This window comes from Marinicella meishanensis, from assembly GCF_019931145.1.
Taxonomy (GTDB): domain Bacteria; phylum Pseudomonadota; class Gammaproteobacteria; order Xanthomonadales; family Marinicellaceae; genus Marinicella; species Marinicella meishanensis.
Map to the genome: position 1 here is coordinate 35,154 of NZ_JAIOUV010000008.1, position 26,093 is coordinate 61,246.

The window sequence follows — 26,093 nt, forward strand, 5'->3', positions numbered from 1 at the left end:
CTTTTTCAGGTTCATGGTCAACCGTGAATCAGTCTTGGATGACCAACTCAGTGCGGCGGTTCTTGGCCCGGCCTTCTTCGGTGTCATTGGTCGCAATCGGACTCAATTCACCATAGCCTTTCCAAGTCATGCGCTCTGCCGCCACGCCTTTGTCGACCAAGTAGTTATACACCACTTTGGCCCGGCGCTCGGACAGTTTCTGATTGTATGCTTCCGAAGCGGTTGAGTCGGTGTGACCAGCCACTTCAACCACGATGGTGCCGTGTTCACCCATGGTTTTGACCGCGGCATCCAAAATCGCGATCGACTCAGGACGCAAAGTCGCTTTGTCGACATCGAAATGCACCCCTTGCAGCTCAATCACCACCTGCACTTCACAACCATTTTCGTCCACGGTGGCACCGGCACGGGTGTTGGGGCATTGGTCTTTGGAGTTCATCACGCCATCGTTGTCGTCATCACCGTCATGGCAGCCATACGCATCCACAGCCATCCCTGCTGGGGTGTCGGGACACCGGTCATTTTGGTCACTGACACCATCACCATCCGAGTCCAACTGCGGCGCTGGCTCAACCAGCGGCTCGGCTGCAGGGGCTTCGGAGGCGGCACCCAAGGCGATGTTCAGGCCCATGCTGAACAGGTAGTCATCATAGCTGCTGTTGGTTCCAACATAATCATCGGTATCCAGACGGTATTTGACTTCGGTGATGAAACCCACGCGATCGGTGATGCTTTTGCGCAAACCAGCACTCAGGTTCAACATCAAGTCAGAAGAGTCCACGCCACGGGCGGCACCACTGCCGTTGTGGTCCAGGTAGCCGGCACCCATGCCCAGAAAGGGGCGCATGCTGCCAGGCTCACTGAAGTGGTAGCGGGCCATCAGACCCAGGCCGGTTTGGTCCACCGAACCACCGGTGTCTTCAGCGTCGAAACTGCTGCTGTCCAATTCAAAATCAAGTGACCAATTCTCATTCAAGAACTTGCCCAGACCCAAACCCAAACCGAAGTTGGACTCCAGGTTTTTGGCGCTGTCAGTGGCGGTGAAAATCAAACTGGGTGACAACATCCAGCGGTCATCATAATCATTGGCCAAGGCCGCCCCTGCCACAAAAGACATGGACACAGCCAAAAGTTTCTTTTTCATTGTTTCTCTCCTAACGAAATGAATTCAAAGCGAAATTATAGCACACCGCTGATCCCTGAAAAGCGTCTGCAACGGTGTTTTACATTTCATTTAATTCCGCATCTTGCCAAGCAAAAATGACTGAATCATGACATTCTGATGACCAATTATGATGCCTTGTCTGCTGGCCGCTTTAGGCTCAGTCCAATGGCTCAAAATCACTGGCAAAAATCACATCATCATCGAAGAAATAGATGGCATTGAAATTGGCCAATATGTCTTCAGTGATGCCAGAACCGCGGGTGATTCGCATACCCATTAGATTCAAATTGCTGCGATCAATCTGAAATGCCGCCAGATCAAACACATGGATACCAAAGGTGTCGATGACTGTGTTTTGAGTTTCTTGGGTCCCGCTGGTTTTGTCTCTTAAAGTGAGTGTCACCGATATCGGATTGGTGACCAAACCCATGTCCAATACCAGTGCTTCGTAGGCTGAAGCATCAAAAGAACCCAACCAAAAAGTGAAATCATCGTGATCACTCCAGTGGACTGAAACACTTTGGTTGGTGACCATGCCATCGATTTCAAAGGCCACCGACAAGGTACCACCAGCAACAGCTGCACTGGTGTCAACCGCAGGTCCACTGCTCACACCACCATCCACATTCAAGCGGCGAAAATCAGCCACCCCACCAGGGACATTCAGTGCGGTCCAAGATTCAACCGAACCTGATACACCTGATTGTTCGATCAACAAGGCTTGATCATCACCAAAATCATCCATCTCCTGAGCGGTTGACGCGCCCATCCACAGTATCCACACATATTTCCACATGTTCATTCTCCCAGTAAATAACCCCTTAACAAACCAAGCCGGTGGTCACTGCCACATTTTTCATGGCTTGGCAGTTCACCACACCCACAGATTGGCCTGAGATCGACATGAGATCGACATGAGATCGGCATGGGAAGGTGTTAACATAGGCGCATGATGGAAAAGCCCATGATGATCGTTGCCCTGACGCTGTTGCTGAGTGCCATTTTGGCGCTGTTGGTCTGGCTGTGGACCCAACTCAAAAAAACCCGTCAGGTCAGCCACATGCGGCAAGCATTGTTGGACCAATTGCAAGCCGAACAACGCCAACTGGACAGTGCCAAAGCCGATGCCGAAGCGGCCAACCAAGCGAAAAACCGCTACCTGTCTGGCATCTCCCATGAATTGCGCACCCCTTTGAATGTGATCATGGGCTATGCGCAGCTGTTGGAAAACCAGGCCACCGAGGCCGATCCCAACCATCAAAAATACCGCCTGATGCGACAAAATTGCGAGCATTTGGCGCATTTGATTGAAGGCATTTTGGAATTTTCGGCCATCGAGTCAGGCAAACTCAAAGTCCAGCAAGACCGGTTCAATCTGCACGAGCTGTTGGCCAACTTGCGACTGATGTTCACCGCTCAGGCCGAACAAAAAGGGCTGGACTTTACATACCAACAAACCAGCAACCTGCCCCAATGGGTCAAGACCGACCACAAACGCCTGCAACAAATCCTCATCAACTTGTTGTCCAATGCGATCAAGTTCACCGACCAAGGACAGGTTGACTTCATCGTCAAATACCGCAACCAAGTGGTGACATTTGTCATCAAAGACAGCGGTTGTGGCATCCAGGAAGGTGACCTGGCCCGCATTTTCAAACCCTTTGAGCGCATCGAACACCCCCAGCGCCGCGTCAGTGGCACCGGCCTTGGCCTGACCATCACCCAGTTGTTGGTGGACTTGCTGGGTGGTGACATCCAAGTCAGCAGCACCCCAGGCGCAGGCAGTTTGTTCAGCTGCCAATTCATGTTGTCCGACCAAAGCCAACCGGCCACACCTGCCGACCATGCCAGCCAGACCACCGAGCCAGCACCATTGACCAAGGGTCAAGCCAAAACGCTGTTGCTGGTGGACGATGAACCGGCCCACCGCCAGCTGGTGGCCGACATGCTGCAACCATTGGGTTTCACCTTGCTGCATGCCACAGATGCCGCGGCCGCTCAACAGCTGGTCAACCACCCCACCCAGCCACCAGACATCGATTTGGCCCTGTTGGATGTGGCCATGCCTGGCATGGATGGCTGGCAACTGGCCGCCTGGCTGCGGTCCCAACGGCCAACCACCAAGATCCTCATGGTGTCGGCCAATCCACGGGACTTGCAATCCAATCAGCACCAGTCACACGATGCCTATCTGACCAAACCGATCAAATACGAGGCCTTGCTCAACCAATTGAACAGCCTGTTGGACTTGTCATGGCACGATCAATCACCGCAATTGGCCACGCCCTCACAACAACCCGTGTCCCTGCCGCAGGAACACTGGGTGGCCTTGCATGACATGGCTGACATCGGCCACATCAAAGGCATTGAAAACCACTTACAACGCTTGTATGCTGACGAGCTGATTTCGGCCGCCGAACACCGGCGTTTGTTGCAACCGATTCAGCACGCCAACTTGAACCAATTTCGCCAACTGATTCAGCATGAAACCACTTAATCACATCATCCTGGCGGTGGATGACAACACCGACAACCTGAGTTTGTTGTATCAGACACTCAGTGAACATGATTACACCGTGTTGATTGCCGACAGCGGCGCCAGGGCCTTGAACATCCTGCAAAAAACCGCCCCACACCTGGTGCTGTTGGACGCGCTGATGCCGGAACTGGATGGTTTCGCCACCTGTGAGTTGATGAAACAGTCCCACCCCGACATGCCGATCATTTTCATGACCGGCTTGAGTGAAACCGAACACATCGTCAAAGGCTTGTCGGCCGGCGCGGTGGATTATCTGGTCAAACCCCTGAACCACGAAGAACTGTTGGCCCGGGTCGCGGTGCACATCAACAACGCCCGCCTGACCAACAGCACCAAACTGGCGCTGGATTCCACCGGCCAGCACATGGCCGCGGTGAACCCGGCCGGGCAAGTGATCTGGACCACCGATCAGGCCCAAACCATCATCGACACCTTCAGCAGCAAGGAACGGGGGCTGCTGCAAAGCTGGCTGAAACAAGCCGGTAACGACGACACGCTGGAAATTCAGCACGAGAAGACCACTTTGATCATCACCTACGTGTCCCAACAATCGGATGCGTCGCACCTGTTGAAGTTCAAAGCCCACAACCTCAAGCTGGAAACCCAAACCCTGAAAAACAAACTGAAAATCACCCGCCGCGAAGCCGAGGTGTTGTTCTGGGTGGCCAAAGGCAAAACCGATTGGGAAATCGCCCAAATCCTGCACATCAGCGAACGCACCGTGAACAAACACCTGGAACAAATCTACCGCAAACTCGAAGTCAACAACCGCACCGCCGCCACCGCCAAAGCCATGGTGGCCCTGAATTGACCCCAACACCTTTAACCTGGATCCCGGATCAAGTCCGGGATGACGTCCAGATCAAGTCCGGGATGACGTCCAGATCAAGTCCGGGATGACGTCCGGATCAAGTCCGGGATGACGATTGGTTGAAACAGGGCATTGGAATTCACTCACCGCCCCCTGGAGCACCGACTTCAGTCGGTGACATGGCCAGGCGCCAAGCCGCAGCCATCATTCATGCAGCCCAGGTTGTTGTTTAAACAGCAGCATGTCATCCCAAGCGCAGTCGGCCGTTTTCGCGTCCTGCTTGCACGGCACACCTCCGTCCATGGAGGCGAGGGACCTCGCCACACCGACGCGATTTAATTCAGTGATGCCATGACCTCTTTTATTGAGCTGGAACACCGACTTTTATCGGCGCCAGGGTGGTGTTTTTGAAGACTTACATGGCAAACTCAACACCACCAACCTGGATCCCGGATCAAGTCCGGGATGACGATTGGTTGAAACAGGGCATTGGAATTCACTGACCGCCCCCCTGGAGCACCGACTTCAGTCGGTGACATGGCCAGGCGCCAAGCCGCAGCCATCGTTCATGCAGCCGGTCAAGGTGAACACTTTCAGCCTGAATGGCAAACCAGCCTGACGGCCCAACGCCGACTGAAGTCGGCGCTCCTGGGGCAATGGTGTGTCTGTCAACTTGACCGCAGCCCAGTGCGACTTCGACAGGTGGTATGCTGAGCCAGTCGAAGTACTCAGCCACCTTGTACTTTTGTTTTTTAAGATCGCTGAGCTTGTCGAAGCGCCCATCAGACCAGGACGTGCCACATTCGGGCTGCACTTCGACGAGCTCAGCGAACTTGTGGCTGTTGTGACCTGCACCCACTGATTGAGACATTCCTCGGTGAAAATTTCACAAATTCTCGATTTTTGCGAACACAAAATATAAGATGGATGATCCGGGTCCCAAACGTGTGTGGGTCCCGTGCCAGGGCATCTTCACAACACAACAACCATAAAAACATGTGTGGCGCATTTGACATCATCAACAACCCGTTCACGGACTCCATCACCGAAGCCTTGGGCGTGCCCAGCGTCGAAACCCGTGGCATCCGCACCCCGGCCTCGATGATCCAGATCGTCACCGAAGGGGCCGATGACCGCTACTTGGAAGAGGCCAAATGGTGGCTGCTGCTGGGTCGCGACGGCAAACCCAACTACCAATACGCCACCTTCAACAGCCGCTACGACAAGCTCTATTCTTCGCCGCTGACCAAAGGCGCCTTTCGCACTTCGCGCTGTATCATCCCGGCCAGCGGCATCATCGAAGGTCAGGACAAACAATACCACCACATCACCTCTGAGCGCGGCGCACTGGCCTTGGGTGGCATCTACAAACAATACCCGGTCGGCGACGAGGTGCTGACCACCGCCTCGGTGATCACCTGCCCGGGCAACCCCAAGCTGGAACACATCCACAAAAAGTCGATCCCCTTGATGCTGGATGTGGATGACGAAGGCCTGATCGACATGTGGCTGGACCCAACCATGACCGAGTCCGAGGCCTTCCGCCCGCTGCTGACCAACCAAATTCAGTTCGACCTGATCGCCACCCCCACCATCGGCGCCCGCGACCTGAGCCCGCGTGGCGAGGCCATCCACATCGGAGCGGATCGGTGAGGCACTTTACTCTGGCATTGATTTTAACCCTGTCTGCTTGTGCTCATCGACCCATTGGCCCCATTTTGATGAACGGCAATGACATCATCCACACCAAGGTGCAACAAAACGGTCCCTATCACACCATAGAAAAAAGGGTTTTTACCACCATTGAATTGGCTGAAATTGATTTCACAGCGTTCCTGACAAAAGCAACCAAAGATCACGCCATTGAGTTGTGCCAAGGTGATCAAAACATCTTGGATTGGGTGGTAGAAACCCGTGACTTCATCAATCTTAAACACGGAGCCAGCCACTGGGAACTGGTTCACCAGAAAAAAAACCTCCAATCGTATCCCAGCGGTACAGTGGCCACCGCTTCATTCAGATGCCGTTATCTGGATCAGGAAGCCATTAACAAAGTCCTGAGTGATGATAAAACCGAAATCACATTGCGTACCGAAGAATCGCCAAACCAACATCACATGGTCACCCACAGCATCCGTTATACAGCTGTTCAAGAAGTTAATGATGTGAAGGTTTGGCTCGAACAAGGTATTCAGGACCAGGCAAACAGCCTCTGTGGTAAAAACACACCAGTCAAATTCTTTGTCAAACAGGACCGCAAAACCCACACCACCCGCCAAAAACCTGATTACCAGGAAACATACTGGGTGACCCTCACAGCCGAGGTGTTCTGCCCATGATCTTCGGCCTGTGTGATGTCAATAATTTCTATGTGTCTTGCGAGCGGTCGTTTGATCCCAGGCTCAATGGGCGGCCGGTGATTGTGTTGTCCAACAACGACGGCTGCGCGGTGGCCCGTTCCAATGAAGTCAAGGCCTTGGGGGTGAAGATGGGTGCGCCCTTGCACCAGATCCAGCACCTGGTCAAACAGCACAACTTCGCGGTGTTCAGTTCCAACTACAGCCTGTACGCCGACATGTCGCACCGCTTTGAGGCGATGATCGAGAAATACACACCGAACATCGAGAAGTACTCCTGTGACGAGATGTTTTTTCAGCTCGATGGCCAAGAGCACCGCGGCAACCTCGGCGCCTACATGCGGCAGATGGTGCAGGACATCAAACGCGGTTTGGGTCTGCCGGTGTGCGTCGGCCTGGCACCGACCAAAACCCTGTGCAAAATCGCCAACCACTACGCCAAGTCCCTGTCGGTGGCCGGTGGCGTGTTGACACTGTTCAGCGAGTACAATTTGAAAAACGCGCTGGAGATCCTGCCGGTCAATGAAATCTGGGGCATCGGCCGCAAACACACCGAACATTTGGCCAAGCTGGGCATCACCACCGCCTTGCAATTGCGCGACGCCGAGCGCAAGTGGATCCGCAAACGTTTCAGCGTGGTGGTCGAGCGCACCCTGATGGAATTGCGCGGGGTCAGCTGTCTGGAATTGAACGAGGTGGCCGAGAAGAAAAAACAAATCGTTTGCACCCGCTCCTTTGGCGAAAAAACCGAATCCCAAACGGTGTTGCGCGAGGCCATCGGTTACCACGTGTCCCGCGCCTGTGTCGATTTGCGCTCACAACAATCGGTGGCCAAATCCATCACCGTGGGCATCCGCACCAACCCCTTTTCCAAACAAGACCGGCAATGCGTGCGTTCGGTGACCATCGAACTGCCCTACCCGACCGACAACACCTGCGATTTTCAGGCCGCCGCCACCCAGGCCCTGAACCGCATCTACCAGACCGGCTACAAGTACAAAAAAGCCGGCATCATGCTCAATGGTTTGAGTGACAAGGGTGTGGTGCAATACGACCTGTTCCACCGCCACCAACCGAAGGACGACGCCATCATGCAGGTCATGGACCAGATCAACGCCCGTTACGGCAAAGACGTGCTGCGCTGTGGTTCACAAGGTTTCGAGGCGACCTGGGTGATGAACTCCAACCGCAAATCGCCGCGTTACACCACCGATTGGAACGACATCATTGGCGCGTCATGAGGCTGCATTGTTGGCGGGCCGATCAAGGCATCAATCGCTCTGACACAGCTGCAATTGATTGCGGCCTGCGGCTTTGGCCCGGTACAAGGCCGCATCGGCCCGTTCAAACAAATCACTCAACGGTTGCCCGGGATATTGGCACAAACCAATGCTGATGGTCACCGCTTGCTTGGGGGTTAACTTCGACCAATCATGGGCCGCCACCTGGCTGACCAATTGTTGGTGGTGTTCAACGATCTGTTCCGAATCGCCATTGACCGTCACCACCACAAACTCTTCACCGCCATAGCGGGTCAGGGTTTGGTTGTTTTTTGACCAAGCTTCCATCAACTGAGCAATGGTTTTGAGCACCTGGTCACCGACCTCGTGACCGCAGCTGTCGTTGATGCGTTTGAAGTGGTCGATGTCGATCACCGCCAGCCCCAAGGATTTGGGTGGTTTCTTTTGCACGTGCTGCATCATGGCATCGAAATAGCGGCGGTTGTACAGACCTGTCAAAGCATCCGAGTTGGAGATTTTCTTCAACTCGGAAACCAGTGCACTGCGCTCCTTGTCCACCGCTTCCAGTTGGCGGGTGCGCTCCGAAACCTTGGCCTCCAAATTGTCTTTGTATTCGCGCAAGCGTTCATAGGTCACGGCATAGGACAGGCCCGGCCGATAGCGTTGCACGAACAAACGCAACAAATTCAAGTCGGCGTGCAGGTAAGGAATTTGGTTGATCCTGACCAGCATCATTTGCGCAAACACCCCCTGGTGATCAATGAAGCGAGCAGCCATGAAATGCACGGTGTGCCCTTGCACTTCGTGGGTGCCGTGTTCAACCATTTGGGTGGTGGCAAAACCGGCGGCAAAATCCGCCAGCTCGGGAAAACGGGTGTCGTTGTGCTGCAGCAGGAACCGTGGTTTGTTGGACTGGTGCTCGAGCTCAGTCAAAAACAAAGCCTGACAGTCAAACAACTGATCACAGCGCGATTGAATCGCGGCGGTGACATGACCGATGTCGAGATAACTGGCCGGGTATTCGGTGCCTTGTTTCAAGGCCCGGGAATCATCGGCGGCGTCGCGCTGGTTGAAGCCGTAGAAGCTGATCAACAAAATCGCCATGAAAAAGGCAAACAGGTAAAACACCATCGGGTCGGGGTGAATGAACAACAAGGCCGACAACACCCCTGCTGGGGCAAACACCAAATCGGCAAACAAATAAGCGGGGGTCATCAGTTTCCTGATCTTCTTCTTGTCCAAAGAGAAATAGATGAAAATCATGCCGATGTTGATCACCTGCATGACCACCGCCACCAAAGCGATCACTTCGACTGCCACCCAATCCAAGCGGGTCAGCGGCAGGTCCACACCCCAGTCCAAAATCAACGCCGCGGTGACCAACATGATGGTGTTCATCGCCAGGTTGTTGCCGGCCCGCAGCAAGGCAATGCGGTATGAATTCATGCGGTAGGATTTGTTGATGAACGGCATGATGATGCTGGCCACCGTGCTGATCAGGATGACTTCGGATATGGGCAAGGTGAGCAACAAATGAAACTGCACCAAACGTTCCATCGAGATCATGCCCAGGTACGGCATGCGCAGACCACACTGCCACACCAACAACAAGCTGGCGGCACCCAAAACCCAGGTCAGCAGCGGCGGCAGGCTGAAGGCATCCCCCACCACCCACACGAAGTAAATGGCGGCCAACAACATCATGCCGATCACATAAAGCCTGATGGGTTTAAACCACATTGTCCACTCTCCTGAACCACACCATCCTTAAAATTATACATGGCTTTTTCGGTCAACTCACCCGCGATCGGACAAACCGAGTCATGGTTCACGAAAAAGTGGCGGTTTTTTGGCCTTTATCCGGCATTGACCTTTTACCCCACAGTGGTTCAGGTATAATACGCGTTTTCAAAGTTTGACACCGAGACATCCCTTGGGAAGCTGGATAAAAGAAAAACAACAATCGGCTGCTTTTTTTGGCACCAATTCAAGCTGGTTGGAGCAATATTACGACCTTTACTTAGAGGATCCTGAAGCGGTCACCCCGGAACTGCAAGCCTTGTTCAAACAGTTTGACGGCGAGCAGCCCGATGTGCGTCATTTACCCATCATTGAGCAGTTTGCTCAGGCCGCACAACTGCCGCCTGGCAGTGGCGCCGAATCGGCCGATGCCGCCCACGCACAAAAACAAGCAGCGGTGCTGCGCTTGATCAACTCCTATCGCTTGCGGGGCCACCAAAAAGCCGATCTGGATCCAATCAAATACGCCCAAAGACCCGACACCCCCGATTTGACCCTGGCTTTTCATGGCCTGAACGACAGTGACCTGAACACCGAATTCAACACCGGTTCATTGGTGGCGCCTGACCGCATGAAATTGCAAGACATCATCCAAACCCTGGAAAGTGTCTATTGCCAACACATCGGTGCCGAATACATGCACATCACCGACATCAACAAGCGCGAGTGGTTGCAACAGCGCTTGGAGAAACCGGCCGGTGCCTTCCCATTTGATGACGAAGACAAACTGCACATGCTGTCCTGCCTGACCAAGGCCGAAGGCATGGAGCGTTACCTGCACACCAAATACGTCGGTCAAAAGCGCTTTTCATTGGAAGGCGGCGATGCCTTGATCCCACAGATGGCGTTCTTGATTCAGCACGTGGGGGCACAAAAAACCAAAGAACTGGTGATTGGCATGGCCCACCGCGGCCGCCTCAACATGTTGGTCAATATTTTGGGCAAATCACCGGCCGAACTGTTTGACGAGTTCGATGGCGTCAAAGCCGACGAATTGGACAACATCAATTCCGGCGATGTGAAATACCACAAAGGCTATTCATCGGACGTGCCCACCCCCGGTGGCGACGTGCATTTGGCCATGGCCTTCAACCCGTCACACCTGGAAATCATCAACCCGGTGGTGCTGGGCTCGGTGCGGGCCCGCCAAGTCCGTCGCGATGACACCGAAAAAAATGTGGTGGTGCCGGTGTTGATTCACGGCGATGCCGCTTTTGAAGGGCAAGGCGTCAACATGGAACTGTTCAACATGGCCATGGTAGAAGGTTATGACGTCGGTGGCACCATCCACGTGGTGGTCAACAACCAAATCGGTTTCACCACCACCCATGCCTTGGACAAGAAAGCCGGCCTGTACTGCACCGAAGTGGCGAAAATGGTGCAAGCCCCGATTTTCCACGTCAATGGCGACGATCCCGAAGCGGTGGTGTTTGCCACTCAAGTGGCGGCCGATTACCGCCGCACCTTTGGGGTTGATGTGGTGATTGACCTGGTGTGTTACCGCAAACATGGGCACAACGAAGCCGATGAACCGGCCGCCACCCAACCGCACATGTACAAATTGATCAAGGCGCATCCCTCACCACGAGAAATTTACGCCGATCGACTTGAAGCCGCTGGGGTGATCAATGCGCAACAGGCGCGTGACATGATCGATGACTACCGCCAGCGTTTGGACAACAAAGAAGACATCGTTGAATTTGGCCCGACCCACAACAACGACAAATTCGCGGTGGACTGGACCCCTTATATCGAAGGTGAATTGACCGAACAGGTCAACACCACCATCACCCAGGAACAGTTCGACCAATACGGTGAAATCATCACCAGCTTGCCAGCCGATTTGAAACCCCATCCGCGGGTCAACAAAATCAACCAAGACCGCATCAAAATGCTCAAAGGCGAAGCCCGCATGGATTGGGGTATGGCTGAGACCATGGCCTATGCCAGCATTTTGGACGAAGGTTTTCAAATTCGACTGGATGGCCAAGACTCGCAGCGCGGCACTTTTTTCCACCGCCACGCCGTGATCCACAACGTCGATCACAACGAGAACTTCACGCCACTGAGCCAACTGGAAACCGACAAGAATAAAATCGACATCATCAATTCGGTGCTGTCTGAAGAGGCGGTGTTGGCCTTTGAATACGGTTATGCCACCACCGAGCCCCGTTCGCTGGTGATCTGGGAAGCCCAATTCGGTGATTTCGTCAACGGCGCGCAAGTGGTGATTGACCAATTCATTTCATCCGGTGAGGCCAAATGGGGCCGCTTGAGCGGCTTGGTGATGTTCTTGCCCCATGGTTTTGAAGGTCAGGGCCCGGAACATTCCTCGGCCCGCTTGGAACGCTTTTTGCAACTGTGTGCGGTGAACAACATGCAGGTCTGCATGCCCTCCACCCCAGCCCAGACGTTCCACATGATTCGCCGGCAGATGCTGCGCAAAGCCAGAAAACCACTGATTGTGATGACGCCCAAGAGTTTGTTGCGGCACAAACTGGCCACCTCCACCAAAGAACAACTGACCGAAGGCCAGTTCCAGACCGTGATCCCAGATCGTCGGGTCAAACCCAAAGACGTCAAGCGCATCATCTTCTGTTCCGGCAAGGTTTACTACGATTTGTTGGAGCAGTTGACCGAACAGAACAATGAGCACATTGCGCTGGCCCGGGTGGAACAATTGTATCCGTTTCCACGGCGGGCGCTGACCGCACAAATCGACCGCTACCCGAACGCCAAAGATGTCATTTGGTGCCAAGAAGAACCGATCAACCAAGGTGCCTGGTTCCAAATCAGACACCATTTACAACATTGCATCGCTGACCGCTTCCCGCTGTATTATGCCGGACGCAAAGGGTCCCCTTCCCCAGCTGTTGGCGCCTTGCAAGTCCACCTCAAAGAACAACAACAATTAGTCAAAGATGCCATCCATGGGGAACATGGATCGGCCATAGACGCGGAGTAAAAGAAGTATGAGCATTGATGTCAAAGTGCCCGTTTTACCTGAATCTGTCACCGACGCCACGGTGGCCACTTGGTACAAGCAACCCGGTGATTTCGTCAAACGCGATGAAAACCTGGTTGATTTAGAGACCGATAAAGTGGTGCTGGAAGTGCCTGCCCCAGCCGATGGTGTGTTGGAATCCATTGCCGTGGAAACCGGAGATGTGGTGGAAGCCAACCAAGTGTTGGGCGTGGTCAAAGAAGGCGAAATTCCGGCCGACAAAGCCGAAGAATCGGTGGCACCCAAAGCCACAGGCGGCGCCAAGCCAGCGACCAATGCCGATGCTGGCAGCTCGTCTGACGAAAGCACCATGAAAGACGCCCCCCAAGGTGACGTCAACACCGGTTCAGCCGGTCCGGCGGCACGCAAAATGATGCACGAGAACAACATCGATGCCGCCCAAGTCTCAGGCACGGGTCGCGGTGGTCGCATCACCAAACCCGACGTCCAGGCGGTGGCCAACACCCCAATGGAAGAACGCGTGCCCATGAGTCGCTTGCGCCAAAAAATCGCCGATCGCATGGTCGAAGCCCAATCCACTGCGGCCATGTTGACCTCATTCAATGAAGTCGACCTGAAAGCCGTGATGGACATCCGCCGCAAATACAAAGAGGAATTCATTCAGAAACATGGCATCAAGCTGGGGTTGATGAGTTTCTTCGTCAAGGCCGCCACCGAAGCCTTGAAACAATTCCCCATCATAAACGCCTCAGTGGAAGGCAGCGATGTGGTCTACCACAAACAACAAAACATCGGCATCGCCGTGGCCACCGACCGTGGTCTGGTGGTGCCGGTGTTGAAAAACACCAATGCCATGGGTTTGGCCGACATCGATGCGAGCATCCGTGATTTCGCGGTGGCCGGTAATGCCGGCAAACTGACCATGGATGACTTGACCGGTGGTACCTTTACCATCACCAACGGCGGTACCTTTGGTTCGTTGATGTCAACGCCCATTTTGAACATGCCACAAAGTGCCATCTTGGGCATGCACACCATCAAAGAACGGCCGGTGGTGGTCAACGGCGAAATCGTGGTGCGCCCGATGATGTACCTGGCCTTGACCTATGACCACCGCATCATTGACGGCAAAGACGCCGTGTTGTTCCTGGTGGCGGTCAAAGAAATGCTGGAAGATCCGGCCCGCATGCTGTTGAACTTATAAGGAGCCTTGAGAAATGACTGAAAAATATGACGTGATTGTGATCGGCGGTGGACCTGCTGGCTACGTGGGCGCCATCCGCGCGGCACAAATGGGTTTCAACACCTTGTGCATTGATCGTTTCAAAGGCAAAGACGGCAAGTATTCTCTGGGCGGCACCTGCTTGAATGTGGGCTGCATCCCGTCCAAAGCCTTGCTCGACTCCTCCAAGCATTATGAGCAAATGACCAAGCACTATGACGTGCACGGCATTTCCTTTGACAACGCCGCGATTGACGTGCCCACCATGATTGGCCGCAAAGACAAAATCGTCAAACAATTGACCGGCGGCATTGGCCAACTGTTCAAAGCCAACAAAGTCAAATACAAAGCCGGCAGCGGCAAGCTGTTGAAAGACCGTCAGGTGGAAATCACCAACGAAGACGGCAGCGAAATCGTCCAAGGTGAACACATCATCCTGGCCAGTGGCTCGGTGCCCATCAGCATCCCCAATGTCGAGATCGACAATGAGCACATCTTGGACAACGCCGGTGGTTTGGATGTGAACCAAGTGCCGAAGAAACTGGGTGTGATTGGTGCCGGGGTGATTGGCTTGGAACTGGGCAGTGTGTGGAACCGCTTGGGTGCTGAAGTCACCGTGTTTGAAGCCATGGACACTTTCCTGGCCGCCTGTGACCAAACCATCGCCAAAATGGCCGCCCGTGAATTCAAGAAACAAGGCCTGGACATCCACCTGTCGACCTTCGTCAAATCAGCCACGGTCAAAAACGGCCAAGTTGAGGTGGTGTATGAGAAGAATGGCGAACAAACCACCGCCACCTATGACAAGTTGCTGGTTGCCGTCGGCCGCAAAGCCGAAACTTCGGGCTTGCTCAGCGATGATTGTGGGGTGCAGTTGACCGATCGCGGACAAATTGATGTCGATGATGAATGCCGCACCTCGGTGCCCAATGTGTGGGCCGTGGGTGATGTGGTGCGTGGGCCGATGTTGGCCCACAAAGGGTCTGAAGAAGCCTCAGCCGTGGTTGAGCGCATCGCTGGCCAGCATGGTCACATTGATTTCAACACCATTCCTTGGGTGATTTACACCGAACCCGAAATTGCTTGGGTCGGCAAAACCGAAGAACAGCTGAAAGAAGCCGGCGTCGAATACAAAATCGGCACCTTTCCTTTCGCCGCCAACGGCCGGGCCTTGGCCATGAATGAACCAACTGGCATGGTTAAATTGATCGCCGATGCCGAAACCGATGAACTGTTGGGCGCGCACATCTATGCCGCCAACGCCGCGGACTTGTTGTCTGAGTGTGTGGTGGCCATGGAATTCAAAGGCTGTGCCGAAGACCTGGCGCGCATCGTGCATGCGCATCCAACTTTGTCTGAAGCGGTGTTTGAAGCGGCCATGAATGTTGACAAACGCGCCATTCACAAAGCCAACTGATTTCAGCATTGTCTGCATAAAGAAAAGGCCGGCAACGCGGCCTTTTTTGTGGCCTCATTCCGGCTTTTTGGGTGGTTGGCAACGCCGCAAACCTGGGATTTGATCCCAACCAACAAAGTTCACATGAAAATGGGAGCAGCTGTTGCCCTCCTGATAGACCACATTGGCCACCGCTGCACTGGCTTGCAACACCTGCGACAAGATCAAATCATCACCGCTGAGATCAGCCATGCAGTGTGCAGCCCGGCCATTGTCCCACCGCTCCAGATCCAGACCATAAGCGGTTAAATGCTTGGAAATGTAGCAAGGTTCAGGGCGGGCCATCTGGGCTTCGATGGTGCGCGTCACGGCCGCCAGCTTGTCGCCTTTGGCCGCATCATAAGTCGCTTGCAATTCTGCTGCTGCCTGCTGATTGGCATAATAGCCACAGGCTTGTTTGGCCAAACACCCGCGCATCAGTTGGGCTTGTTTGGCCGCACTTCTCACACCGCTGGTCACCTGGATGGGGCGTTCACCGCCGTCCGCACAATAGGCCTGATTGAGGTGCTGCATCGCTGGCAACAAGCGTTCCGGAACCAATGAGGTCCCCACCCATTGAACGGCATCACAGGATTCACGGGTTTGACCCTGGCCGGTGTCGGCATGGGTATGGACGCTCAAAACCAGCGCCAAGACACCGATCAAACGACACGTATTCAAATAAGGTTGCATGGGCGGTAGTTTAGCAGGTCACAAGGCCGCCACCCACTCAGCTGCGACAGGACGCTGTCATTCCACGGTCAGTTGTTTCAACTCGATGCTGAACGCGCCAACCTGTTGATCGGCCACCAGCACCCCCATTTGCTGCACATCTACCAACCGCAATGGCGGCATGTCGCGCAACACCCGCCCGCGAAAGGTGGGTATGAATTGGTCCACTGGCAGATATATGCTCTGTGTCTGTCCAGCCAAGGTGTTGAATGACTGGGTGTAGGCGGCCCCATCGAACCCCCGGTTGGTGCGCAGCCTGAATTGGTAACGCCTCCCATCACCTTTGACTGTCAGCACCAGCACTGATGGATCTTGTTGCCATGACTGCTCGATAAACGGCCAAACCATGCGCACCGAAGCAAAGCCACCATTGTTGTCCAATGACACGGAGCCACTGAATTGCAGCGCCTGCGCAGTGCGGTCCAGGCGGCTGCTGGAAACGCCGCCCATGACGCCATCATTGATGATCAGGTATTGCTGATCTTGTAACTGATCAAATGAAAAGCTGGCCGGGGTATGATCGGCGCCACCCAGCACCATCATCAACATCACATGTAAGTTCATGTTTTGCTCTGCCTCAATAAAAGACCCCAAGATGACTTCCAAACCGTGAATTCAGCGTGAACCAACTTTCGCTGCCCACTCACACCCCATTGACAGGGTCCGGCCTAACATGAATCCCACATTTGAAATTGTTCGGATGTAACGACTTTTTACCCAAACTTTAAGAGACATAAAAATGAATATCATGAACAGAACCACAAAATTTTTGACCGTTGCCATGATGGCCGTATTCGCCATGACTGCCATGGCTGGTGGCAGCTACAAGAAGAAAAGCAAAGACATCGCCAAAAATGACATCGTAGAAACTGCCGTGTCAGCCGGCTCTTTCACTACCCTGGTGGCCGCCGTTAAAGCCGCAGGCTTGGTAGACACCTTGAAAGGTGACGGCCCATTCACTGTGTTTGCCCCAACCGATGAGGCATTTGCCAAATTGCCAGCCGGCACTTTGGAAAACCTGTTGAAACCAGAAAACAAAGACCAATTGGCGGCCATTTTGACCTACCACGTGGTGTCAGGCAAAGTGAAAGCCAAAGACGTGGTGAACTTGAACTCAGCCACCACCGTACAAGGCAGCGACGTGACCATCGCCGTTGAGAATGGTGGCGTGGTATTGAATGGCAACAGCAACGTGGTGACCACCGACATCGGCACCAGCAATGGCGTTATTCACGTGATTGACACCGTGATTTTGCCCCCTTCAAACTCGTAATCCATCGAGTAAAAATTTGACCAAAAAAAGGCCGGAATCACATCCGGCCTTTTTTGTTTGTGTATTGATTTCTGATCAATCCAGTTTCAGCGATGATTTGGACTTATCACGACGACTTCTTTCTTTGTCGCGGTACTCTTTGACACAGCTGTCTTGGTCATACATCACACATGCCAGGTAATCGGTGGCTTCGATCAACGCCGCACGGATGGCTTTACCGGCTGGGGTCTTTTTGTGACCACCCAAAGATCCGCCGAAACCATTGCGGGAAAAGCCCACGCTCATGCCGCCCCCTTTGGAGTGACCTTCGACGGTGCGAACAAATTCAACTTCGCCAGTGGTGGCATTGACCACACGCAGGTCAATGGCCAGATACGCTTTGTTGCTTTTGCCACCCAAAGAAATGCCCTTGATGCTGATGCCGCCACCACCACCGGAGGTGTTTTCTTCATAGGCCGCCACGTTTCCTGTGATCAGGTATTGTGCACCGGTGACTTGGCCCATTTTAGCGGCGGTGGATTTGGACACCCGTCCTGAAGCGCCCAAGTCTTGTTCGCCCAACACGCTGTCTAATTTTTGTCTTTCGACCACTTTAAAAGCACCGGTGGAAACCAGCTCGTTGGCCAGCATGCCGCCCAATTCGCGACCGACGTCAGTCTGCCACCAATGGGCTCGGGTTTCGTTGGTGAAATCCAACACCGCGACCACGGCCCGGTCTTTTGCCATACCGGCGCCTGACACCATCAAGGCTGCCAAGACCATAAGTAATTTTTTCATTGCTCTTCTCCCAGATAAAATAATTGATAAAAAACTCATATACTGTAACAATCTACTCCTATTTTTACTGACAATCAATCATGGATCTTAAAAATCTTGATCAATTGCGCCGCAAACTGGATGAAATCGATGGTCAAATTATAGCGCTGATTGCTGAACGTCAGTTTAATGTCGAACAAATCGGAAACGTGAAATTGGACACAAATTCACCGACCCGAGATTACCAAAGGGAAAAACAGGTCATCGACAAAGTCAGGCACCACGCCACTGAGCATGGCCTGGATCCGGAGATCGCGCAACAAATTTTCGAGCTGGTGATTGAAACCTCTTTGAGCAAACAAGAGATTCAGAAAGTCAAAAAATCCACCTACGGCAGCAACAAATCGGCCCTGATCATTGGCGGTAACGGCAAAATGGGCCAATGGTTTGCCCACTTCTTGCGCTCACAGGACTTTGATGTATTCATCAATGATCTGGCGCCCTTGAGTGATCAACAAAATTTCGTGGCCGACATCGGTGCCATTGAGTTGAACCACGATTACATCATCATTGCCACCCCGATTCAGAAGAGTGCCGAGATCATCCAACAATTGTGCCAGCTCAAACCCCAAGGCATTGTGCTCGACATCAGCTCCATCAAGAGTCCTTTGCGCCTGCCTTTGCGGCAGCTGGCCGACACCGGTTGTCAGGTGGTGTCGATTCATCCCATGTTTGGTCCCGACATCCAACTGCTGTCTGGCAAGCACGTGATATTCATCGACTTGGGCAATGAAGAAGCGGTCAATCAGGTCAAACAGCTGTTTCAACCGACCATGGCAGAACGGATCGACATGAAGTTTGAAGATCATGACCGCCTCATTGCTTATGTGCTTGGTTTGTCGCATGTGCTCAACATTGCCTTCATGACGGTCCTGAGTGAATCAGGGGAAGCCGCGGAACTGCTGGCGCGGCTGTCCAGTACCACCTTCGATGCGCAGTTGGGGATCGCCAGTAACGTGGTCAATGAAAATCCCAAGCTGTATTATGAAATTCAAAAATTGAATCATTACAGCCCAACCACCCTCAATGCCTTGTCCGATGCGGTGCAAAGAATCATGCAACTGATCCATCAAGACAACCAAGGTGCTTTCATCAACATCATGACCCAAGCCAAGAACTACATGAATCAAAGGTCGTGATGTTGCCAAGCTCATACCCCATTAACGCAGATCTTCGCCCAGGGTTACACCCAGAACAAAAAACATGACCTTTGTCCATTGATTGACCAGGGCTGTGATACCATATTAATGGGGTGATCCCTGAAGAGACTGTTCACGGGTGCGGGGTGAATCACTTGAGGATTTTGCCCATAAATTGTTATAATCATAGACCCACAACATTCATTTAACTGAGGAACAAAATATGAATTTTAAAGACATGAAATCATCCAATCCGGCGATGGCACAAATGGAACAACAGGCCATGAGCTTGGGACCCGTGGATGAGTTTATCGTTGACGACTCACAACGCATGACCGTTAACGGCACCATTAATAAAACCGGCATTTTACTGGCCATTGTGGTGGCGGTGAGCGCCTTTTCCTGGAACACCATCCTGACCAACCCATCATTGGGTTATGGCTTGGCCATCACCGGCGTCATTGGCGCCTTGATCGCCAGCTTGGTGGTCTCTTTCAAACCCCACACAGCCCCCATCGGTGCGCCGATTGTGGCCGCTTTGGAGGGCTTGTTTGTCGGCGCCATTTCAGCGGTGTTTGAAATGCGTTTTCCTGGCTTGGTGGTGCAAGCCCTGGGCTTGACCTTGGCGGTGATGTTCGCCATGCTGTTTTGTTACCGCACCGGCATCATCAAAGTCACCGGCACCTTCAAAAAAATCATGACATTCGCCATTCTGGGCATCATGGTGTTTTATGTGGTCAGCTTCATAGCCAGTTTCTTCGGCGCCGCACCCAGCTACTTCGAGATCGGCAACAACAGCCTGTTCAACATTGGTTTGAACCTGGTGATTGTGGGCATCGCGGCTTTGAGCCTGGTGCTTGATTTCGATTTCATTGAGCGCGCCTCGGAGCAAAACACGCCCAAATACATGGAGTGGTACGGCGCCTTCGGTTTGATGGTCACCTTGGTGTGGCTGTACATCGAACTGTTGCGTTTGTTGGCCCGCTTCCAAAACGACTGATCTGGCGATGACCGTCGAAATCGTTCAAGTTGATTACAGCAACCCCCAACATGCCCATCACATGATTGAGCTGTTGGACTGTTACGCCACCGACCCCATGGGCGGTGGCGTCGCCTTGAGCGATTTCACCGCACAAAACCTGGTGCCAGAACTGGCCAAGCGCAACGACGCCTTCAGCCTGATCGCTTATGTGGATGGCCAACCAGCCGGTTTGACCAATTGTTTTGAAGGCTTTTCCACCTTTGCCTGTCGGCCGTTGATCAACATCCATGACGTGGTGGTGGCCAGTGAGTACCGGCGCATGGGCATCAGCCGCAAAATGTTTGACCGGGTGGAACAAATCGCCAACCACAAGGGCTGCTGTAAACTCACTTTGGAAGTGTTGGAAGGCAATTCCATCGCCCAATCGGCCTATGAGAAATATGGTTTTGAGCAATATAAACTGGACGACCAGAATGGTGCGGCCATGTTTTGGGAAAAGAAATTATGAAACAATGGACCCTTTGGGCCAGCTTGTTGCTGTTGACCGCTTGTCAACAACCGGCGGCCGATAAAACCACCACCAATAACGACTCCGTCACCGCTACCCCAAACACCAAACCCTGCACCAAAGACTTGAAAGTCTGTCCAGACGGGCAATCCGTGGGCCGTGATGGGGCCAATAATTGTGAGTTTTTTGCCTGCCCAGAACCCTTGAAGGTCACGGCCTGTCCAGAAGACATGAAACAATGTCCAGATGGCAGCTTCGTCTATCGGGACCAAAGCGCCCAATGCGAATTCGCTCCTTGCCCGGCCACCCAACCAGCCGGCAACAAACCTGAAGGCATCAAAAACGATCCGCCAATGATGTGCACCCAGGATGTCAAACAATGCCCTGACGGGACTTACGTCGGTCGTGACCCTTACAAAAACTGCGTGTTCAAACCCTGTCCCACCAAAGGCACCGAATAAATCCGCTGTCACAGTTGGCCATCAAGGCTCGTTTTCAGGATTTTTTTAGGCTTATTGAATGGCTTGCCAGGTTGGTAAATCGGCCAGCTCCTTGCCTTCGAAGGCCAATTTTTTCAAGTCTTTGATGTTGACGATCAGTGAGGGTTCAATGCCCAAACGGTCAGTCACTTGTCCCAGCCTTTGTTTCATGGCATTGAAATGGACCCCCTGGGATTTGTTTAACTTAACCGGGGTGGGCAGCGGCGGTAAATTCAGGCCATCCTGATTGGACATCGCTTGTATGAGGCTGCGGCCATTGAGTTTGATGAATTTGGGGTGTAAGCCCAAGCGAAACAGGTCTTCAAATTGCTGCGCCTGTTTGATCACCGCGATCATTTGTTGGGGGTTCAAGATCCAATTGCGCGGTTTGTTGCGCCGTTGGGCCAATTGGTCACGCCAATGCAAGATGCCCCACAACTGTTGTTGTTGGCGGTGATTCAAGCGTTCCGACTTGACCAGTTTTTGGTGCTGTTTTTCCAGGTAACTGTCTTGACCCAGTTGGTCCAACAATTGTTGCATCAGCACCGCAAACAAACCTTCCATCCCCCGTTCTTGCATGGTTTCGCTCAAGCGGGTTTTGAATTCATCCAAATAAATGATGTCTTCCACCGCATATTGCAACTGTTGATCACTCAAGGGCCGGGCCAACCAATCAGATCGGCTCATGGCTTTGTCCAACTCCACCCCCATCATGTCCTGTACCAGATTCAAGTATGAGGTGTGCAAAGCATGGCCACACAAGGCCGCTGCCACCTGGGTATCATACACCCGTTGGGGTTTGACGCGGGTCACTTGATGCCACAACTCCAAATCTTCAGAACCGGCATGCAGCACCAGCCCTTGGATGGCCGACAACACCGTTTCGGCCACTTTGGGTATGGCAATGTCCACCAAATAAATCACCCCTTGACAGCTGATTTGCAACAACGCCGGGTTCAAATAAAAGGTGCGGCTGCGTTCAAACTCCGTGTCCACGGCATAATCACTGTCAGGGCTTAATTTTGCCACCAAATTTAGTGCCGCATCGGGCTCATCTATCCAAACAAAATTTGCTAAAATCTTGGACATGTACTCACGTTCCTTCATCTACCTATTGGTTCTCATTGTATGTTCTGCTTGCCAACATGCAACAAAAAAACCCTCCGCAGCCACCCCCAAAACAACCACTTTGGTGGTCATGTCCATCAATGACGTGTACCGCATTGCTGGCATCGACAACGGTGACACCGGTGGATTGGCCCGGGTTCGCGCCCTGCGCCAACAACTGGAGCAGCGCTATGACCACGTGTTGTTTTTGCATGCCGGTGATTTTTTACACCCCTCATTCATCAGCAAACAGGATGATGGTGTGGCCATGATCCAAACCTTGAACCGCATGGATGGCGCCGCTGGTGAATTTGATCCGCACATGGTGGTGACCTGGGGTAACCATGAATTCGACAAGGGCCGCATGCGGCATGTGGACCTGATGAATGGCCTGTTGGACCAATCTGAATTCATCTGGCTGGGCAGCAACATCCAATGGCAAGCCAACAGCCTCCGATCCGAGCGCATGAGCCGCAGCCTGTTGCTGCCTTTTGGCGACCTGACGGTGGGCTTGTTCTCCCACACCACCGACATCGCCCACCCAGAATACATCGAGTCCTTCGGTGATTTCCAAAGCACCGCTGAGCTTTATGTGCCGCAATTGCGGGCCCAAGGTGCCGACCTGGTGATTGGCCTGACCCATCAATGGTTGCCCGATGATCTGGCGATGATGCGATTGCCAGAAGTCGTCAGGCCCGATGTGATTTTTGGTGGCCATGAACATTATGTCCAAACCGAACAAATGGGCGGCCGTTGGATCCTCAAAGCCGACGCCGATGCCGCCTCGGCCATTGTGGCAGAAATCACCATCGGCGACGACTTCCAAGTGACGCCTCAAGTGGTGGCATTGGATAAAAGCTTCACCCCAGACCCAACCGTCTTGACCTTTACCCAAGCACTGAGTGATGCCAACGATTTGCGCTATTGTCAGGAACGCCAAATGGCCCCCGATTGTCTGGCCGAGGTGTTGAGTTTCACCCACCGCAAACTGATGGCCGAAGAAACCGAAATCAGGCGTTTTGAAACCAATTTGGGCAACTTATTGGCTGACATGGTGAACGGTCATTTTCAAGCCTGTCAGGCCGATGTGGTGTTGTTGAATTCGGGCTCAATCCGTTTGAATCAAAACATCCCGGCTGGTTCCAACCTCACGGTCAAGCATTTGGAGGAAATGTTTCCTTACCCCAGTGATTTGCGATTGATTGAATTTGACCGCAGCCTGCTGCCCCAGATCTTGGCTCACAGCATATCCAGCTGGACCGCCAATGGTCACTGGCTGCAAGTGTCGGGCTTGGCCTTCATACACGATCCCGAGCAAGGCACAGTGGGGCACATTCACCTCACTGGCGAACATGATGCAGAACACGAGCACAGTCAAGGCAGCATCCGTGCTGTGGTGCCCCATTACCTGATTTCTGCACACACCGACCACGATGGTTACACCATGATCGATGAAAGCATGCAAGTGGCTTGCGAAGCCAACGGGGCAGAAATCAAAGACCTGTTCAAAACGTTGCTGCAAGCTTCCCCGGAAGGCATCGATGAGCAACGCGACTTCAGAATTTGCAACACCATGCGGGACCCATGCCGCTGATCAGCTTCAAAGAAACCACCATGTTGCTGCTGGGCTGTGTGCTGGTCTACAGCCTGTATTACTTGCGGACCCATGACCAAATATTTGGCCCACCCACCCTGGGCGCTACCAGCAACCCCATCCCCGCCACCCAACAGCCCAGTCAATTGCCACAGGATGACCCCAAAGTGCTGCCCACCGCGGTGCTGGAACAGGTCGAAATTCCTGATTGGCTGAGCAACAAAGCCGACTTTGACCTGGGCAATTTAACCATCGATGATTTGTTGGAACTGGCCCGCTTATCCCATGAGCAAGACCACGATTTTTTTCCTGACAATCAGAACACCTTGTTTTATTTGCTCAAGGCCAAAGAATTGGGCGTGGAAGACACCGCCATTGAGGAATTGATGACCACCGTCCATGCCGCCTTGTATGATCAGGCCGAACAGGCCAGCAGGGATTATGATGCCAACTCCTTGACGGCCTTGACCGCCCGCCTGAAAACCATTGATGAGGCTGACAGCAAAATTCCGGCCTTCACCGAACGCATCAGTGTGATCGTCACCATAAAAAGATTGGTGACTGAAATTGAAGGCCATCTGGCCGATGGCCGTTTGTATGAAGACGACCAAAAGGATGCCTTGCACACCTTGATCGTGGCGGCCAACATGGACCCCGATTATCCACCCCTGAATGACTTGAAACAACAGGTGTTGACCGCCATCAGTGCACAAGCCTTGCGCGCCGCGCAAGAGCTGGATTTCAGTTTTGCCAACCAACAAATCGAGTGGATGCAAGAACTGGATCCCGAGCATGGCATCACCCGCCAGGCCATCACCGACATCCAAACCCAAAGACAAAACCGCTTTGCCTACCTGGACCAACAGTTTTACAGTGCCATCAATGATTTGAATTTGGACCGCGCAGCCAATATGGTGGCGGCCTTGGCGGCGCTGGAAGTGCCGGACAACCAACTCAATGGTTATCAATCGCTGCTGGAAAAAACCCAAAACTATGGGCCACACGACATCGGCGACGAGTTCAATGACTTGTTGAACCGGGGCAACCAAACCGGTCCCACCATGGTGGTGATGCCCATGGGTGAATACTTCATGGGCAGTCAGACCGGGCCCAAGCACCAACGCCCCAGCCACCTGGTCCAAATCAACTACGGTTTCGCCGTCAGCAAGTTCGAAATCACGGTGGCCGATTTTGCCCGCTTCATTGAAGCCAGTGGTTACCAAACCACCGCCGAAAAGAACAACCGGGCGGTGATCTATGATGAACGCACCGGTCGCTTCAAAGACAAGTTCAACATCAACTGGCGCCATGACTACTTGGGCAAACTGGCCGACGGCGATTTACCGGTGATCCATGTCTCTTGGGAGGATGCCAATGCCTATGCCAATTGGCTGAACGCCACCACCGGCAGCGCTTATCGGCTGTTGTCCGAAAGCGAGTTTGAATACCTGCTCAGCGCCAACAGCAACACCCTATACCCTTGGGGCAATGAAGAACCCACTGAAATTTGGGGCAACTTTTCCGGCGCCAAAGACAAGTTCAAGCGCAGCCGCATCCGCTGGCGTGAAGGCTTTACAGAATATGAAGACGGTCATTGGGGGCCGGCTCCAGTTGGGTCTTTCATACAGACCTTGTTGGGCCTGTATGACCTCAGTGGCAATGTCATGGAATGGGTCGATGATTGCTGGCATGATTCCTACACCCGTGCACCCAATGACGGCTCATCGTGGGTCAACCGGGGCTGCGAAAACCGGGTCATCCGTGGCGGCAACTGGGGCAGTGCCAATGAAGAGTACCGCATCCACCATCGGCTCAAAGCAGCGACCGACTTCACCGACCCAAGGTTGGGATTTCGGGTGGCCAAAACCCTGCGTTACTGAACATCCTAATCATTTATGTTCTGTTTAACAGGACGTTTGGCCCCTATC

At 53.2% G+C, this 26,093-nt stretch carries 23 protein-coding genes; 15 read left to right on the forward strand and 8 right to left on the reverse strand.

Going from position 1 to position 26,093, the window contains the following annotated elements:
* Positions 1-28 precede the first annotated feature (28 nt).
* Both K7G70_RS13635 and K7G70_RS13640 read right to left on the reverse strand, forming a co-directional pair.
* Positions 29-1,144: an OmpA family protein gene (locus tag K7G70_RS13635; RefSeq protein WP_223789214.1), complete on the reverse strand. Its 1,116-nt coding sequence runs from the start codon at positions 1,142-1,144 to the stop codon at positions 29-31.
* A gap of 178 nt (positions 1,145-1,322) precedes the next feature.
* Positions 1,323-1,934, reverse strand: a complete 612-nt coding sequence (locus K7G70_RS13640; RefSeq protein WP_223789215.1) for a hypothetical protein — start codon at positions 1,932-1,934, stop codon at positions 1,323-1,325.
* A gap of 195 nt (positions 1,935-2,129) precedes the next feature.
* Between K7G70_RS13640 and K7G70_RS13645 the strand changes: the two genes are divergently transcribed.
* A complete protein-coding gene (locus K7G70_RS13645; RefSeq protein ID WP_223789216.1) occupies positions 2,130-3,662 on the forward strand; it encodes an ATP-binding response regulator in 1,533 nt (510 codons plus the stop codon).
* Positions 3,649-4,515: a response regulator transcription factor gene (locus K7G70_RS13650; RefSeq protein ID WP_223789217.1), complete on the forward strand. Its 867-nt coding sequence runs from the start codon at positions 3,649-3,651 to the stop codon at positions 4,513-4,515. The genes K7G70_RS13645 and K7G70_RS13650 overlap by 14 nt, the downstream gene beginning before the upstream one ends.
* 496 nt (positions 4,516-5,011) lie before the next feature.
* Here the strand turns inward: K7G70_RS13650 and K7G70_RS13655 are convergent, their stop codons facing one another.
* Positions 5,012-5,386 (reverse strand): hypothetical protein, encoded by a 375-nt coding sequence (locus K7G70_RS13655; RefSeq protein ID WP_223789218.1) that lies wholly within the window; start codon positions 5,384-5,386, stop codon positions 5,012-5,014.
* Between the two features lie 125 nt (positions 5,387-5,511).
* Between K7G70_RS13655 and K7G70_RS13660 the strand changes: the two genes are divergently transcribed.
* From K7G70_RS13660 to K7G70_RS13670, 3 genes are read left to right on the forward strand one after another with little or no spacing between them, the layout of a single operon-like run.
* Entirely contained in the window at positions 5,512-6,168 is a 657-nt protein-coding gene (locus tag K7G70_RS13660; RefSeq protein ID WP_223789219.1) for an SOS response-associated peptidase family protein, read from the forward strand.
* A complete protein-coding gene (locus tag K7G70_RS13665) occupies positions 6,165-6,854 on the forward strand; it encodes a hypothetical protein (RefSeq protein WP_223789220.1) in 690 nt (229 codons plus the stop codon). Before K7G70_RS13660 ends, K7G70_RS13665 begins: the two co-directional genes overlap by 4 nt.
* Entirely contained in the window at positions 6,851-8,113 is a 1,263-nt protein-coding gene (locus K7G70_RS13670; RefSeq protein ID WP_223789221.1) for a Y-family DNA polymerase, read from the forward strand. The genes K7G70_RS13665 and K7G70_RS13670 overlap by 4 nt, the downstream gene beginning before the upstream one ends.
* A 30-nt stretch (positions 8,114-8,143) precedes the next feature.
* Here K7G70_RS13670 and K7G70_RS13675 read toward each other — a convergent pair whose 3' ends face one another.
* Entirely contained in the window at positions 8,144-9,853 is a 1,710-nt protein-coding gene (locus K7G70_RS13675) for a GGDEF domain-containing protein (protein ID WP_223789222.1), read from the reverse strand.
* 193 nt (positions 9,854-10,046) lie between these two features.
* Between K7G70_RS13675 and K7G70_RS13680 the strand changes: the two genes are divergently transcribed.
* Genes K7G70_RS13680 through lpdA form a run of 3 tightly spaced genes read left to right on the forward strand, consistent with a single transcriptional unit; the run spans position 10,047 to position 15,517 of the window.
* Entirely contained in the window at positions 10,047-12,878 is a 2,832-nt protein-coding gene (locus K7G70_RS13680) for a 2-oxoglutarate dehydrogenase E1 component (protein WP_223789223.1), read from the forward strand.
* A 7-nt stretch (positions 12,879-12,885) separates the two neighbouring features.
* Positions 12,886-14,082, forward strand: coding sequence for a dihydrolipoyllysine-residue succinyltransferase (gene sucB, locus K7G70_RS13685; RefSeq protein ID WP_223789224.1), 1,197 nt, complete (start codon positions 12,886-12,888; stop codon positions 14,080-14,082).
* A 13-nt stretch (positions 14,083-14,095) separates the two neighbouring features.
* Positions 14,096-15,517 carry a dihydrolipoyl dehydrogenase gene (gene lpdA, locus K7G70_RS13690; RefSeq protein WP_223789225.1) on the forward strand — a complete coding sequence of 474 codons (1,422 nt, stop codon included), beginning with the start codon at positions 14,096-14,098 and terminating at the stop codon, positions 15,515-15,517.
* 54 nt (positions 15,518-15,571) lie between these two features.
* On the opposite strand, the gene K7G70_RS13695 is transcribed toward lpdA, so the two are convergent.
* Together K7G70_RS13695 and K7G70_RS13700 are read right to left on the reverse strand one after the other, a co-directional pair.
* The gene (locus K7G70_RS13695) at positions 15,572-16,228 is read right to left on the reverse strand and encodes a hypothetical protein (RefSeq protein ID WP_223789226.1); all 657 of its coding nucleotides are present in this window, start codon (positions 16,226-16,228) and stop codon (positions 15,572-15,574) included.
* A gap of 57 nt (positions 16,229-16,285) precedes the next feature.
* The gene (locus K7G70_RS13700; protein ID WP_223789227.1) at positions 16,286-16,831 is read right to left on the reverse strand and encodes a CIA30 family protein; all 546 of its coding nucleotides are present in this window, start codon (positions 16,829-16,831) and stop codon (positions 16,286-16,288) included.
* A 175-nt stretch (positions 16,832-17,006) separates the two neighbouring features.
* Here K7G70_RS13700 and K7G70_RS13705 point away from each other — a divergent pair, with 175 nt between their 5' ends.
* Positions 17,007-17,540, forward strand: coding sequence for a fasciclin domain-containing protein (locus K7G70_RS13705; RefSeq protein WP_488801385.1), 534 nt, complete (start codon positions 17,007-17,009; stop codon positions 17,538-17,540).
* Positions 17,541-17,615: 75 nt separating this feature from the next.
* Here the strand turns inward: K7G70_RS13705 and K7G70_RS13710 are convergent, their stop codons facing one another.
* Positions 17,616-18,317: a CsgG/HfaB family protein gene (locus K7G70_RS13710; RefSeq protein ID WP_223789229.1), complete on the reverse strand. Its 702-nt coding sequence runs from the start codon at positions 18,315-18,317 to the stop codon at positions 17,616-17,618.
* 80 nt (positions 18,318-18,397) lie between these two features.
* On the opposite strand from K7G70_RS13710, the gene K7G70_RS13715 reads away from it, so the two are divergent.
* From K7G70_RS13715 to K7G70_RS13730, 4 genes are all read left to right on the forward strand, one after another.
* On the forward strand, positions 18,398-19,495 hold the full coding sequence (locus K7G70_RS13715) for a prephenate dehydrogenase/arogenate dehydrogenase family protein (RefSeq protein WP_223789230.1): 1,098 nt from the start codon (positions 18,398-18,400) through the stop codon (positions 19,493-19,495).
* Positions 19,496-19,718: 223 nt separating this feature from the next.
* Entirely contained in the window at positions 19,719-20,495 is a 777-nt protein-coding gene (locus tag K7G70_RS13720) for a Bax inhibitor-1/YccA family protein (protein WP_223789231.1), read from the forward strand.
* 7 nt (positions 20,496-20,502) lie between these two features.
* Complete coding sequence (locus K7G70_RS13725; protein WP_223789232.1) at positions 20,503-20,985, forward strand: GNAT family N-acetyltransferase; 483 nt, start codon at positions 20,503-20,505, stop codon at positions 20,983-20,985.
* A complete protein-coding gene (locus tag K7G70_RS13730) occupies positions 20,982-21,446 on the forward strand; it encodes a hypothetical protein (RefSeq protein ID WP_223789233.1) in 465 nt (154 codons plus the stop codon). Before K7G70_RS13725 ends, K7G70_RS13730 begins: the two co-directional genes overlap by 4 nt.
* Positions 21,447-21,497: 51 nt before the next feature.
* Here the strand turns inward: K7G70_RS13730 and K7G70_RS13735 are convergent, their stop codons facing one another.
* Positions 21,498-22,571 carry a ribonuclease D gene (locus K7G70_RS13735; protein ID WP_348525085.1) on the reverse strand — a complete coding sequence of 358 codons (1,074 nt, stop codon included), beginning with the start codon at positions 22,569-22,571 and terminating at the stop codon, positions 21,498-21,500.
* Between the two features lie 91 nt (positions 22,572-22,662).
* On the opposite strand from K7G70_RS13735, the gene K7G70_RS13740 reads away from it, so the two are divergent.
* On the forward strand, positions 22,663-24,165 hold the full coding sequence (locus tag K7G70_RS13740) for a bifunctional metallophosphatase/5'-nucleotidase (protein ID WP_223789235.1): 1,503 nt from the start codon (positions 22,663-22,665) through the stop codon (positions 24,163-24,165).
* Positions 24,156-26,045 (forward strand): formylglycine-generating enzyme family protein, encoded by a 1,890-nt coding sequence (locus K7G70_RS13745; protein WP_223789236.1) that lies wholly within the window; start codon positions 24,156-24,158, stop codon positions 26,043-26,045. The genes K7G70_RS13740 and K7G70_RS13745 overlap by 10 nt, the downstream gene beginning before the upstream one ends.
* Positions 26,046-26,093 lie beyond the last annotated feature (48 nt).